The sequence below is a fragment of the Modestobacter sp. SYSU DS0875 genome, assembly GCF_054050915.1.
This window is the reverse complement of the sequence record NZ_JBJHAH010000021.1, coordinates 1-12,720: the sequence shown is the minus strand read 5'-3', so window position 1 is coordinate 12,720 and position 12,720 is coordinate 1. Positions and strand designations below refer to the sequence as shown.

The 12,720-nt window shown below is 74.8% G+C and carries 12 protein-coding genes; 2 read left to right on the top strand and 10 right to left on the bottom strand.

The genetic code is table 11. The annotated features are described in order from the left end of the window. Positions 1-10: 10 nt before the first annotated feature. Together ACI79Y_RS13545 and ACI79Y_RS13540 are read right to left on the bottom strand one after the other, a co-directional pair. Positions 11-484: an Lrp/AsnC family transcriptional regulator gene (locus ACI79Y_RS13545; RefSeq protein WP_457141359.1), complete on the bottom strand. Its 474-nt coding sequence runs from the start codon at positions 482-484 to the stop codon at positions 11-13. Continuing rightward, the gene (locus ACI79Y_RS13540; RefSeq protein WP_457158972.1) at positions 459-1,604 is read right to left on the bottom strand and encodes a M24 family metallopeptidase; all 1,146 of its coding nucleotides are present in this window, start codon (positions 1,602-1,604) and stop codon (positions 459-461) included. Before ACI79Y_RS13540 ends, ACI79Y_RS13545 begins: the two co-directional genes overlap by 26 nt. Before the next feature lie 75 nt (positions 1,605-1,679). Here ACI79Y_RS13540 and ACI79Y_RS13535 point away from each other — a divergent pair, with 75 nt between their 5' ends. After that, positions 1,680-2,597, top strand: coding sequence for a 5'-3' exonuclease (locus ACI79Y_RS13535; protein ID WP_457159028.1), 918 nt, complete (start codon positions 1,680-1,682; stop codon positions 2,595-2,597). 6 nt (positions 2,598-2,603) lie between these two features. Here the strand turns inward: ACI79Y_RS13535 and ACI79Y_RS13530 are convergent, their stop codons facing one another. The 7 genes from ACI79Y_RS13530 to ACI79Y_RS13500 all read right to left on the bottom strand — a co-directional run bounded on the left by ACI79Y_RS13530 (position 2,604) and on the right by ACI79Y_RS13500 (position 9,843). Further along, positions 2,604-3,203: a DUF4333 domain-containing protein gene (locus ACI79Y_RS13530; RefSeq protein ID WP_457158971.1), complete on the bottom strand. Its 600-nt coding sequence runs from the start codon at positions 3,201-3,203 to the stop codon at positions 2,604-2,606. A gap of 65 nt (positions 3,204-3,268) precedes the next feature. Continuing rightward, a complete protein-coding gene (locus ACI79Y_RS13525) occupies positions 3,269-6,109 on the bottom strand; it encodes a DEAD/DEAH box helicase (protein WP_457158970.1) in 2,841 nt (946 codons plus the stop codon). A 75-nt stretch (positions 6,110-6,184) separates the two neighbouring features. Next, the gene (tatC, locus tag ACI79Y_RS13520) at positions 6,185-7,090 is read right to left on the bottom strand and encodes a twin-arginine translocase subunit TatC (RefSeq protein ID WP_457158969.1); all 906 of its coding nucleotides are present in this window, start codon (positions 7,088-7,090) and stop codon (positions 6,185-6,187) included. 93 nt (positions 7,091-7,183) lie between these two features. Further along, entirely contained in the window at positions 7,184-7,510 is a 327-nt protein-coding gene (gene tatA, locus ACI79Y_RS13515; protein WP_457082835.1) for a Sec-independent protein translocase subunit TatA, read from the bottom strand. A gap of 97 nt (positions 7,511-7,607) precedes the next feature. Continuing rightward, positions 7,608-7,826 (bottom strand): hypothetical protein, encoded by a 219-nt coding sequence (locus tag ACI79Y_RS13510; protein ID WP_457141353.1) that lies wholly within the window; start codon positions 7,824-7,826, stop codon positions 7,608-7,610. 62 nt (positions 7,827-7,888) lie between these two features. Next, complete coding sequence (locus ACI79Y_RS13505; protein WP_457158968.1) at positions 7,889-8,869, bottom strand: helix-turn-helix transcriptional regulator; 981 nt, start codon at positions 8,867-8,869, stop codon at positions 7,889-7,891. Beyond that, positions 8,866-9,843, bottom strand: a complete 978-nt coding sequence (locus ACI79Y_RS13500) for a helix-turn-helix transcriptional regulator (protein WP_457158967.1) — start codon at positions 9,841-9,843, stop codon at positions 8,866-8,868. The genes ACI79Y_RS13505 and ACI79Y_RS13500 overlap by 4 nt, the downstream gene beginning before the upstream one ends. A gap of 57 nt (positions 9,844-9,900) precedes the next feature. Between ACI79Y_RS13500 and ACI79Y_RS13495 the strand changes: the two genes are divergently transcribed. Continuing rightward, on the top strand, positions 9,901-11,019 hold the full coding sequence (locus ACI79Y_RS13495; RefSeq protein WP_457158966.1) for a DUF3866 family protein: 1,119 nt from the start codon (positions 9,901-9,903) through the stop codon (positions 11,017-11,019). A gap of 217 nt (positions 11,020-11,236) precedes the next feature. Here ACI79Y_RS13495 and pafA read toward each other — a convergent pair whose 3' ends face one another. Further along, positions 11,237-12,595 carry a Pup--protein ligase gene (gene pafA / locus ACI79Y_RS13490; protein WP_457158965.1) on the bottom strand — a complete coding sequence of 453 codons (1,359 nt, stop codon included), beginning with the start codon at positions 12,593-12,595 and terminating at the stop codon, positions 11,237-11,239. Positions 12,596-12,720: the final 125 nt, after the last annotated feature.

Below are 12,720 nucleotides of genomic sequence, written 5' to 3'. Positions count from 1 at the left end.
GCTGCGGAGCTCAGATCGGCGGGCGCTTCTCGTAGGCGGTGGAGAGCACGACCGTGGTCCGGGTGGTGACGTTCGCCGCCGCGCGGATCTCCTGCAGCAGCACCTCCAGCGCGTCGGGTGAGGCCACCCGCACCTTGAGGATGTAGCTCTCCACCCCGGCGACCGAGTGGCACTCCTCGATCGCGCTGAGGTGCGCCAGCCGGGCCGGGGCGTCGTCGGGCTGGGCGGCCTCGATCGGGGTGATCGACACGAAGGCGGTCAGCGGCAGCCCTAGGGACTTCGCGTCCAGGTGCGCGCCGTACCCGGTGATCAACCCGCGCTGCTCCAGCCGCCGCACCCGCTGGTGCACCGCGGAGACCGACAGCCCGACCCGCTCGGCCAGGTCGGTGTAGCTGGCCCGCCCGTCCCGGGCCAGCGCCGACAGCAGCGCCCGGTCGACGTCGGGCGCGGGGCCGGGGTCAGCCGGGGAGTTCGACGAGCTCACGGGGGCCCTCGTTCAACGTGCGGACGCCGTCGTCGGTGCAGACCACGATGTCCTCGATCCGGGCGCCGCAGCGGCCGGCCAGGTAGATGCCGGGCTCCACGGAGAACGCCATGCCCGGCTCCAGCGGCAGGTCGTTGCCGGCGACGACGTAGGGCGCCTCGTGGGTGTCCAGCCCGATCCCGTGCCCGGTGCGGTGGATGAACTGCTCGCCCCAGCCGGCCTCGGTGATCACCTCGCGGGCCACCGCGTCGATCTGCTCGCAGGTCACGCCCGGTCGCACCGCGGCCGTCGCGGCCTCCTGCGCGCGCTGGAGCACGGCGTACCACTCGGCGGTCTCGGGATCGGCCGAGCCGCCCACCACGTAGGTGCGGGTGCAGTCCGAGCGGTAGCCGGTCGCGGTCTCCCCGCCGATGTCGACCACCACCAGCTCGCCGGCCTGGATGACGCGGTCGGAGAGCTCGTGGTGCGGGCTGGCCCCGTTCGGCCCGGAGCCGACGATGGTGAAGTCGACGCCCACGTGCCCCTCGGCCAGGATCGCCCCGGCGATGTCCGCGCCGACCTCGGCCTCGGTGCGCCCGACCCGCAGCCACTCGCCCATCCGGGCGTGCACCCGGTCGATCGCGGCGCCGGCCAGCGCGAGCTCCTCCACCTCGGCGGGGGTCTTGACCATCCGGAGCCGGTCGACCACCGGGGCGGCCAGCTCCAGCGTCGAGCCGGGGAGCGCCCGCTGGATGCCCAGCGCGTGCTCGGCCCAGGTGCGGTTGCCCACCGCCACCCGCTGCGGGGCGGACCCGAGCCGGGCGGTGAGCGCGTCGGCCAGCCGGGCGAACGGGTCGTCGGTCTCGTCCCAGGCCAGCACCTCCAGGCCGAGCGCTCCGGCCGGGGATGCCTCGACCATCGGCGCCTCCAGCCGGGGCACGACCAGCAGCGGCTCGCCCCGGCGGGGCACGGCCAACGCGGTCAGCCGCTCCATGGCGTGCGCGTCGTACCCGCAGAGGTAGCGCAGGTCCGACCCCGGGGTGACCACGACGACGTCGACACCGACCTCGTCGGCGACCGCGCGGGCGGCGCGGACCCGGTCGATGGACACCAGCGGGGACGGGGGAACTGATCCGGACACCTCGGCAGACTAACCACGGCCACCGACGTGGTCCCCCGTCGTCACCAGGCCGTTACCGTCGCGCGCGTGACGACGATGCTGCTGGACGCCGCCAGCCTCTACTTCCGCGCGTTCTACGGCGTCCCCACATCGGTGACCTCCCCCGACGGGCGGCCGGTCAACGCGGTGCGCGGGTTCCTGGACATGACCGCCCGGCTGGTGGTGGCCCACCGGCCGCAGCGGCTGATCGCCTGCTGGGACGACGACTGGCGGCCGGCGTTCCGGGTGGCCGCCGTCCCCTCCTACAAGGCGCACCGGGTGGCGCCGGAGGGCGGGGAGGAGACCCCGGACGAGCTGGCGCCGCAGGTGCCGGTGCTGGTCGAGGTCCTCGGGGCCGCCGGGCTGGCCCGGGTGGGTGCGCCGGGGTACGAGGCCGACGACGTCATCGGCACGCTGGCCGCCCGCGCGCGGGGCCCGGTCGACGTCGTCACCGGGGACCGCGACCTCTTCCAGCTGGTCGACGACGCCCGTGGCGTGCGGGTGCTGTACACCAACCGCGGGATCACCGACCTGGAGTTCGTCGACGAGGCCGCGGTGGCGGCGAAGTACGGCATCCCCGGTCGCGCCTACGCCGACTTCGCCGTGCTGCGCGGCGATCCGAGCGACGGGCTGCCCGGCGTCGCCGGGGTGGGCGCCAAGACGGCCGCCGCGCTGATCAACGAGTACGGGTCCCTCGCCGGGATCCGGGCGGCCGCCGCCCGCACCGTCGTCCCGAAGGCGCCGCTCACCGCTGGGGTGCTGAAGAAGCTCACCGCTGCCGCCGACTACCTGGACGCCGCGCCGGCGGTGGTCGCCGTCGTCACCTCGATCGACCTGCCCCCGGTGAGCGGCGACCTGCCGTCCCGCCCGGCCGACCCGGACACCCTCGCGGTACTCGCCGAGCGGCACGGGCTGGAGTCCTCGGTCCGCCGGCTGGGCGCAGCCCTGGGCTGGCCGGAGGACGCGCTGGGCTGAGCCAGGTCAGCTGTCCGCCCAGGTGTAGGCGCCGTCGGCGCCGGTGACCTCGATGGTGACCGTCACCGGATCGCCCTCGACGGTGGTCCCCGCGCACGCGTAGGTCCCGCCCTCCTCGACGGGCATCGGCTCCTCGCAGCGCAGCTCCAGCGGGACACCACGCAGCTCCTCGTACTGCTCGGCGACGTCCCGCTCGACCGCGTCGGGGTCCAGCCGGGTCGAGCCGAACCCGGGCGTCAGCAGCACCACCAGGGCGAACACGGCCGCGGCGAGCACGGCGAGCACCCCCCGGCGTGAGCGGCGGGGCGGGGCCGGCGGTGCGTCCCAGCCGGGCGGCGGTCCGTAGCCGGGCTGGCCGTACGGGGGCTGGCCGTACGGGGGCTGGCCGTACGGGGGCTGGCCGTACGGGGGCTGGCCGTAGGTGGGCGGTGCCCACTGCGGTGAGGGCGCGTACTGCGGTGGCCCGGGGCGGCCCGGCTGCCCGTACGGCGGCAGGCGGGCCGGCTGGCCCACCGGTGGCCCCCAGCCGCCCTGCCCGCCCCAGCCGGGCGCCGCCGGGCGCGGGTGGGAGCCGGGCTCGGGCGGTCCCGGCGGTGGCTGGCTCATCGTGGCTCCTCCGTCGAGGGGGCGGGCGGCTCGGATCCTGCCCGACTGCGTGGGCGCCGCGACGGTCAGCCGGTGACGGCGACCGCCACGACCCCGCGCCGCACCCGGCCGACGGCGGACCGGGCCACCCCGGCCAGCGGCTCGTCGGCGACCTTGGCCAGCTGGTCGAGCAGGTCGATGAGCTGCCGGGCCCAGCGGACGAAGTCCCCGCCGGAGAGCTCGGTGCCGGCCTGCTCGGCGCCGGCGAGCACCCGGTCCAGGGACTGCCCGTCGGCCCACCGGAAGGCGGCCCAGACGAAGCCCAGGTCGAGGTCGCGGGTGGCCGGCACGCCGTGCTCGGTCTCCACGTCGAACAGCCGGGCACGCACCCGGCGCATCTCGGCCAGCGCGCCGGCGATCTTGCCGGCCGGCACCGAGGGGGTGGCCGGGCTCTCCCGGCGGGCCTCGAACACCAGCGCCGAGACGCAGGCGGCGAGCTCGGCGGGGGTCAGGCCGCGGAACGCACCGGCGCGCAGACACTCGGCGGTGAGCAGGTCGGTCTCGGTCCACAGCCGGGCCAGCTGCCGGCCGGCGTCGGTCACCCGGTCGGGCTCCCCCTCCCCGACGGCCTCGGCGGCGGGCGGCGCCTCGGGCACCAGGTAGCCCAGCTCGGTGAGGACGTCGCAGGTGCGGTCGAACTGGCGGATCAGCGAGCCGGTGCGTTCGGCCATCTGCCGGTGCAGCCGCTCGGCATCCCGCACCTCGCGCAGCCAGCGGTCGGCAGCGCGCACCCGCTCCTCCCGGTCGGGGAGCCCGTGCACGGGGTGCGCGCGCAGGGCGTGCCGCAGGTCGGCGAGCACCGGGTCGTCGTCGGCGGCCGAGCGGCCCTTGGTGCGGCGCGCACCCAGCCCGTTCTCCGCCCGCGCGTTCCGCAGCGTCGAAGCGAGGTCGCGGCGGGCGTGCGGGCTGCGGTGGTTGAAGTTCTTCGGCACCTTCACCCGGGCCAGCGCGCTGACCGGGCTGGGGAAGTCGACGGCTGCCAGGCGCCCCGCCCACCGGTCCTCGGTGAGCACCAGCGGCCGGGGGTCGGTGAGCTCGGTGATGCCCGGGTCGAGCACCACGGCCAGGCCCTGCCGCCGACCGGAGGGCACCCGGATGACGTCCCCGGGCCGCAGCGCCTCCAGCGACTCCGCGGCCTCGAGCCGTCGGCGGGCCTGGGTGTCGCGGGACAGCGCCTTCTCCCGTTCGGAGATCTCCAGCCGCAGCTTGGCGTAGCCGGCGACGTCGAGCGCGGCGTTCGTCAGCCCACCGCTCATCTCCCGCTCCAGCTGCGCCGCGGTCTCCTCGTGCCGGGCGGCGGACCGGGCCAGGCCGACCACCGAGCGGTCGGCCTGGAACTGGGCGAAGGAGGAGCCGAGCAGCTCCCGCGCCCGCTCCCGGCCGAGCGTGCCGACCAGGTTGACCGCCATGTTGTAGCTGGGCCGGAACGACGACTTCAGCGGGTAGGTACGGGTGCTGGCCAGCCCCGCGACCACCGCCGGGTCGACGCCGGGGGCCCAGACCACGACCGCGTGGCCCTCGATGTCGATGCCCCGCCGTCCGGCCCGGCCGGTGAGCTGGGTGTACTCCCCCGGCGTGACGTCGACGTGCGCCTCGCCGTTCCACTTGACCAGCCGCTCGAGGACGACGGTGCGCGCGGGCATGTTGATGCCCAGCGCAAGGGTCTCGGTGGCGAACACGGCCTTGACCAGACCGCGGACGAAGCACTCCTCGACGGTCTCCTTGAACGCCGGCACCAGCCCGGCGTGGTGTGCGGCGAACCCGGCCAGCAGCCCCTCGCGCCACTCCCAGAAACCGAGGACGTGCAGGTCCTCCTCGGGCAGCGACCCGGTGCGCCGGTCGATGACCTCGGCGATCGCGGCCCGCTCGGTCTCGTCGGTCAGCCGCATCCCCGACCCCAGGCACTGGTGGACGGCGGCGTCGCAGCCGTTGCGGCTGAACACGAAGGTGATCGCCGGCAGCAGCCCGGCCCGGTCCAGCCGCTCGACCACGTCGGGCCGCGACGGCGGACGGAACCGCGGCTTGTGGCTGAACCCGCCCCGGGAGCCGCCCCCGCCGCCGGAGAAGGAGTCGTACCGGCGCTCCTGCTCGTGCACGAAGCGAACCAGCTCCGGGTCGACGACGGCCCGGCCGCGCTCCCGGGTCGACTGCCCGCGCGGGGTCTGCTCCCACTCCCCCGCGTGCGCGGCCGGTCGCAGCGCGAACAGGTCGAAGACCCGGCTCCCGACCAGCATGTGCTGCCACAGCGGTACCGGCCGCACCTCGCTGACCACCACGGCGGTGTCCCCGCGGACGCTGACCAGCCAGTCGGCGAACTCCTCGGCGTTGCTCACCGTCGCCGACAGCGACACCAGCCGGACGTGCTCGGGGAGGTGGATGATCACCTCCTCCCACACCGCGCCGCGGAACCGGTCGGCGAGGTAGTGCACCTCGTCCATGACCACGTAGCCGAGGTCGGTGAGCGCCGGGGAGTCCACGTAGAGCATGTTGCGGAGCACCTCGGTGGTCATCACCACGATCGGTGCGTCGCCGTTGATGGCGTTGTCGCCGGTCAGCAGGCCGACCCGTCTCGACCCGTACCGGTCGACCAGGTCGTTGTACTTCTGGTTGGACAGCGCCTTGATCGGGGTGGTGTAGAAGGCCTTGCGGCCCTCCTGCAGCGCCTTGTGGACGGCGAACTCCCCCACCATGGTCTTGCCGGCGCCGGTGGGCGCGCAGACCAGCACGCCGGAGCCGCGCTCGAGCGCCTCGCAGGCCTCGACCTGGAACGGGTCGAGGCTGAAGCCGAGCTCGGCGGTGAAGTCGGCGAGGGTGGGGTGCGCGTTACGCCGGCGGGCAGCCGCGTACCGCTCAGCCGGGCTGGACATGCCCCCACGTTAGGCGCCTCCCGGCCCCCCGCCACTCGCGCGCTCGCAGCCGGCCCCTGCCAGGAGCCCGTGGGCTCAGCGGCGCTCGACCGGGTCCGGCTCGTCGAGTGGGCTCGGGGTGGTGTCGAGGCCGCTGGGGGTGGTGTCGAGGCCGCTGGGGGTGGTGTCCAGCGCCGACGGGCCGCCGATGAACGGGGAGGCCTCGTCGTCGTCGAGCCCGGTCAGGCCCGCGGCGGCGGCCTTCTTGGCCCGGCGCCGGTCGACCAAGCGGGCGATCTGGATGGCGATCTCGAACAGCACGATCATCGGCCCGGCCATCAGGATCATGGTGAACGGGTCCTGGGTGGGCGTGATGAACGCGGCGAAGACGATGGTGAGGAAGAAGATCCAGCGCCGGCCCTTGGACAGCGTCTCGTGGCTGAGGACGCCGACGAGGTTCAGCGCGACCGCGAACAGCGGCACCTCGAAGCTGACCCCGAAGGCGATCAGCAGCGAGAGCGCGAAGCCGATGTAGTCCTGCGCGGTCAGCATGACGATCGTGCCGCTGCCGGCCAGGCTGAGCAGCAGCTCCAGGCCCTTGGACAGCGAGATGTACGCCAGCGCCACTCCGAGGGCGAACAGCGTCGAGGAAACGGCGACGAAGCCGGAACCCCAGGCCTTCTCGTTCTTCTTCAGCCCCGGGGTGACGAACGCCCACAGCTGGTAGAGCCAGAACGGCGCGGAGAGGACTGCACCGACCAGAAAGCTGACCTTGAGCCGGATGAAGACACCGCCGAGCACGTTGGTGATCAGCAGGCCGCACTCCTGCTCGCTGCCGCCCTCGAACCTCAGGTCGGTCGGCAGGCCGCAGTACGGCGCGCGGATGAAGTCGCCCAGCCCGTGCTCGTACCACCAGAAGGCCACCGCGGTGCCGACCAGCAGGGCCAGCAGCGCCTTCGCGACCCGGTTGCGCAGCTCGCGGAGGTGGCCGATCAGGGACATCGTCGCCGCGGCGTCCCGAGGGGGACGCCGCGGACGGCGATCACGCGTTCGCCCTGCCAGGGTCACGGGCGGGTGCTCCGGACGTGCGGGAGGTCAGCGGCCGTCGGCGGCGGCCGACGCGCGGGCCTGCTCGGCGCGGGCACGCGCCTCCGCGGCCCGGGCCTCGGCGGCCCGGAGCTCCGCCTCGTAGTCGGTGGCCGCGGGGGTGACCGGCGTCGGGGGGACGATCTCGCCGCGGACCGGCGTGGTCTTGGCCTCGTCCTTGGTGCGGACGTCGTCGTCCTTCATGCCCTTCATCTCGCTCTTGAAGATGCGCATCGAGCGCCCCATCGAGCGGGAGGCCTCCGGCAGCTTCTTGTAGCCGAAGAGGAGCAGGACGGCCAGGATGATCAGGCCGATCTCCATCGGGCCGAGGTTCATCGGGTCCTCCGAGTGGTCGTGGTGGCGCTGACTCTACGCCGGGGAGACGGCCGGACAGCCCCTCGGCGAGGGTGTGCAGCCGCCGTCCACCTGTTGTTCAGCGAGCCGTCGGCGCCGGGTCCGGCGTGCCCGCGGCGCGCTGGGCGGCGGCCCGGTCGAGGGTGGCCTGGACCTCGGCGAGGACCGGGCGCACCTCGCCGTCGAGCCGGCGCAGCTCGCGGGTGAGCCGGCCCAGCGCACCGAACAGGCTGTAGGCGATGCTGCCGAGCACCACGACGGCCAGCACGGCGACGACGATCCAGACGATCAGCAGCACGCCACGACCATAACGGGGCCGGCCAGGCGCGCGCTGTGCGCCTGGCCGGGAGCCGCTGTCGGTCAGTCCGCCGTCGGCCGGTCCGCATAGCGGGCCAGGGCGGCCCGGGCCTCGGCCGCCACCTGCCCGGCCAGCCCGGCCGGCTCGTCGACGAGCGCGGCGCCGCCGAGGGAGGCGACCAGGCGCCGTGCCCAGCCCAGGTCCGACGTCCGCACCGCGACCGCCAGCCCGCCGGGCGGGTCGTCGATCTCGGACTGCTCCTCGACCGGGTAGTAGTCGGCCACCCAGCGGGCGGCGCGGGCCAGCCGGAGACGAACGAGCGGCTCCTCGCCACTGGGCTGGTAGAGGCCGGACTCGAGGTCGCGCTCGTGGGCCTGCGGCGGTGGGGCGGCCGGGGAGTCGAGCACGGTGACGTCGTCGATGCGGTCGAGCCGGAACAGCCGCACGCCCTCGACGTTGCGGCACCAGGCCTCCAGGTACCAGTGGCCGTCGACGAGCAGCAGGCGCATGGGGTCGACGACCCGGTCGGTGCGCTCGTCGCGGCTGGGCACGTAGTAGCGCAGGTGCAGGGCACGCCGGCGCTCCAGCCCCTGCCGGACGACGGCGAGGGACTCCTCCCCCGCGCCCACGCTGACCGCGACCGGTGCGGCGAGCTCCGCGGGCTGCCCGGCGGCGGTGGCGACCTTGGCCAGTGCGCGGCTGACCGCCTCGCCCTCGGCCAGCCCGGGCAGCTCCAGCAGGGTCCGCAGCGCGACGATCAGCGCGACCGCCTCGTCGGTGGTCAGCCGCAGCGGGCGCACCATGCCGGCGGTGAAGGTGACCCGCACCCGGTCACCCTCGAACGCCAGGTCGATCAGGTCGCCCGGGCCGTGACCGGGCAGCCCGCAGACCCACAGCAGGTCCAGGTCGCGGCGCAACTGGGCCTCGGGGACGCCGAAGTCCGCGGCGGCGTCGGCCAGCCGGACGCCGCCCGGGCGGGCCTGCAGGTAGGGCACCAGGGCCAGCAGGCGGGTCATCCGCTCGGCGGTGCTCGGCGCGGTCATGCCCGCTCCCCCAGCGCGGCGAGGCGGGTGAGTCGCTCGACGACCGCCTCGCGCATCCGGGGCGGGGACTCGACGAGCACGTCGGCACCGTAGGCGGCGAGCTGGTCGGCGAGCGCCCACGGCTCGGTCGTGCGCAGCTCCAGCCGGTCGTCCCCGTCCTCGGCGGTGCCCACCACCGTCGCGTGCCGGCGCAGGCCGATCGCCGTCCCCGGGCGGGCCCGGACGACGACGACCTGCTCCTCGCGCTGCTCGGAGCCGGCCACCACCGACGCCAGGTCCAGGTCGGCGGGCGGGGCGAAGGCCCCCGCCGGGCCGCTGGCCTTCGGGGTGCCGACGACGCGGGAGAGCCGGAAGACCCGCGGGGCCTGCCGCTCCAGGTCGTGGCCCACCAGGTACCAGCGGCCGTGCCAGGCGACCACGCCCCAGGGCTGCACCCGGCGGCGGGCCGGGCGCTGCTCGTCGGGACGGCGGTAGTCGAAGGTCAGCACCCGGCGGTCCCGGGCCGCGGCGTAGCACGGCTCGAAGGCCGGCTCCCCGGCGTCCAGGCGCGGTTGGATGGGCAGCACCCGGCCCGGGTCGACGTCGACACCGGCGGCCCGGAGCTTCACCAGAGCGCTCTGCGCGGCGCCGGCCAGCTGGGCGGACTGCCAGAGCCGCAGGGCCAGGCCCACCGCGGCGGCCTCCTCGCCGGTGAGGGTGATCTCGGGCAGCTCGTAGTCGGCCCGGGCGATCCGGTAGCCGTCCTCGGTGTCGAAGGCGCTGGTGCGGCCGGTCTCCAGCGGGACGCCGATCTCGCGCAGTTCGGCCTTGTCCCGCTCGAACATCCGCTTGAACGCCTCGTCGGCGCGGTCGGTGCCGTCGTCGGGCTCGTAGCCGGGCACGGTGGCCCGGATCCGGGCCGCCGACACGTACTGCCGGGTGCCGAGCAGGGCGATGACCAGGTTCACCAGTCGTTCCGCCCGCTTGGCTGCCACGTCGCACAGGTTACGGCTCCGGCTGCCCGCGGCTCGCCCGCTGGTTAGCCTGCGACGGTGACGACTCCTCCCTCCCCTGCCCCGGCCTCCCGGATCCGCTGGCGACGCGGGCGGGTCACCGAGCTGGGCCGGGCCTGGCGCGACGCGCAGGAGATGACCGTCGAGGTGCCCGGCGACGGGACGGTGCGGGCGCTGGCCCACCCCTCGCTCGTGGGCACTCCCCAGGTCGACGACGAGGTGCTGCTGAACACCACCGCGTGGGCCCAGAAGCTGGGCACCGGCGGGTACGCGCTGGTCGTCGCCGTGCCCGACCGGCTGCCGGCCGACCCCACCGGTCCGGGGCACCTGGTCAAGGGCCGGTACACGCCGCTGCAGGCGACCGTGCAGGGCGTCGACGAGCAGGAGACCGAGCACCACGAGGTCCTCGCCGCCGCCGAGGACCTCGGTGGCATGCCGGTCGTCGTGGCCGACCTGCACTCGGCGCTGCCGGCCGTGCTCGCCGGCGTCCACGTCACCGATCCGGCGCTGCGGGTGGCCTACGTGATGACCGACGGCGGGGCGCTGCCCGCGGCGTTCTCCCGGACGCTGGACGCGCTGGCCGGGTCGTTGGCCGGGGTGGTCACCGTGGGGCAGGCGTTCGGCGGTGACCTGGAGGCGGTGACCGTGCACACCGGGCTGCTCGCCGCGCGGCACGTGCTGCACGCCGACGTCACCGTGGTGGCGCAGGGCCCGGGCAACCTGGGCACCGGGACGCCGTGGGGCTTCTCCGGGGTCGCCGCCGGGGAGGCGTGCAACGCCGTCCACGTGCTGGGCGGGCAGACGATCGGGGCGCTGCGCATCTCCGAGGCCGATCCGCGGCCCCGGCACCGCGGCGTCTCCCACCACTCGCTGACCGCGTTCGGCCGGGTGGCCATGGGCGGGGTGACCCTGGTGGCGCCCCGTGGCATCGGCTCGGAGCTGGGCAAGCAGGTCGAGGAGGACCTCGCCGGGCAGCCCGAGCGGAACGTGGTGGAGTGGGTGGACACCGAGGGGCTGGACGACGCGCTGGCCGGCTCGCCGGTGACCCTGTCGACGATGGGCCGGAGCGTCGCCGAGGACCGCGCGTACTTCCTGGCCGCGGCCGCCGCCGGCCGGTTCGCCGCGCAGCTGGCCCTGTTCGGCGCCCCGCCGGCCTGACCCGCCCTGCCGCCACTCCCCCGCGCTCCCGCGCTCCCGCCTGCGCCGTGGACAGGGGATGCGGGTGCCGCGTGACCGGGAGCCGGCGGACGATGGCGAACCCGATGCCGGCGCGCCGGCTGACCCCGGTGACGAGTGCGGTGGACGCCCGCGAAGTACGGCCGCGTCCAGAGGATCGTCCCGAGCGTGCGGAGGATGCGGAGGACGGGGTCCTTCCTCACATGCTGGAGATCAGCTTCTCCACCCGCTCGTCGACGGACTTGAACGGGTCCTTGCACAGCACGGTGCGCTGCGCCTGGTCGTTGAGCTTGAGGTGCACCCAGTCGACGGTGAAGTCGCGGCGCTTCTCCTGCGCCCGCCGGATGAACTCACCGCGCAGCTTGGCCCGGGTGGTCTGCGGTGGCACGTTCTTGGCCTCGAAGACGAGCGGGTCGTGCGCCACCCGCTCGACCTGCCCGGCCTTCTCCAGCAGGTAGTACAGGCCCCGGCCACGGCGGATGTCGTGGTAGGCGAGGTCGAGCTGGGACACCCGTGGGCTGGACAGCGGCAGGTCGTGCTTGGCCCGGTACCGCTCGATGAGCCGGTACTTGCTGGCCCAGTCGATCTCCCGGTCGATGAGGCCGAGGTCGCCGGTGTCGACCGCCTTGAGGGTGCGCCCCCACAGCTCGAGCATCTGCCGGTGCACGGGGCCGAGGCCCTCCCGGTCGACGAACTCCGCGGCCCGGTCGTGGTACTCGGTCTGGATCTCCAGCGCCGACATCTCGCGGCCGTTGGCCAGCCGGACCTTGCGCCGTCCGGTCATGTCGTGGCTGATCTCGCGGATGGCCCGGATCGGGTTCTCCAGGGCCATGTCCCGCACGACGACGCCCTGCTCGATCATCCGAAGCACCAGGTCGGTGATCGCGACCTTGAGCAGCGTCGTCGTCTCGTTCATGTTCGAGTCGCCCACGATGACGTGCAGCCGGCGGTACTTCTCGGCGTCGGCGTGCGGCTCGTCGCGGGTGTTGATGATCGGCCGGGAGCGGGTGGTGGCGCTGGAGACGCCCTCCCAGATGTGCTCGGCGCGCTGGCTGACGCAGTAGACGGCGCCGCGCGGGGTGTGCAGCACCTTGCCCGCGCCGACCACCATCTGCCGGCTGACCAGGAACGGGATGAGGACGTCGGCGAGCCGGCCGAACTCGCCGTGCCGGCCGACGAGGTAGTTCTCGTGGCAGCCGTAGCTGTTGCCCGCGGAGTCGGTGTTGTTCTTGAACAGGTAGATGTCGCCGGTGACGCCCTCTTCCTTGAGGCGCTCCTCGGCGTCGACCATCAACCCCTCGAGGATCCGCTCGCCGGCCTTGTCGTGGACGACGAGCTCGGTGAGGTCGTCGCACTCGGCGGTGGCGTACTCGGGGTGGCTGCCCACGTCCAGGTAGAGCCGGGACCCGTTGCGCAGGAAGACGTTGGAGCTGCGCCCCCAGGAGACCACCCGCCGGAACAGGTACCGGGCGACCTCGTCCGGGGAGAGGCGGCGCTGACCCCGGAAGGTGCAGGTGACGCCGTACTCGGTCTCGATGCCGAAGATCCGTCGTTCCACCTCACCGAGCCTATGCCGCCGCGGGGGGGGGGGGGGGGGGGGGGGGGGGGGGGGGGGGGGGGGGGGGGGGGGGGGGGGGGGGGGGGGGGGGGGGGGGGGGGGGGGGGGGGGGGGGGGGGGGGGGG

What these genes read in the sequence shown, in the direction of transcription:
- tatA (WP_457082835.1), bottom strand. Translation starts at nt 7,510, where the DNA reads ATGAACCTCGGCCCGATGGAGATCGGCCTGATCATCCTGGCCGTCCTG.
- ACI79Y_RS13535 (WP_457159028.1), top strand. Translation starts at nt 1,680, where the DNA reads ATGCTGCTGGACGCCGCCAGCCTCTACTTCCGCGCGTTCTACGGCGTC.
- ACI79Y_RS13530 (WP_457158971.1), bottom strand. Translation starts at nt 3,203, where the DNA reads ATGAGCCAGCCACCGCCGGGACCGCCCGAGCCCGGCTCCCACCCGCGC.
- tatC (WP_457158969.1), bottom strand. Translation starts at nt 7,090, where the DNA reads ATGTCCCTGATCGGCCACCTCCGCGAGCTGCGCAACCGGGTCGCGAAG.
- ACI79Y_RS13525 (WP_457158970.1), bottom strand. Translation starts at nt 6,109, where the DNA reads ATGTCCAGCCCGGCTGAGCGGTACGCGGCTGCCCGCCGGCGTAACGCG.
- ACI79Y_RS13505 (WP_457158968.1), bottom strand. Translation starts at nt 8,869, where the DNA reads ATGACCGCGCCGAGCACCGCCGAGCGGATGACCCGCCTGCTGGCCCTG.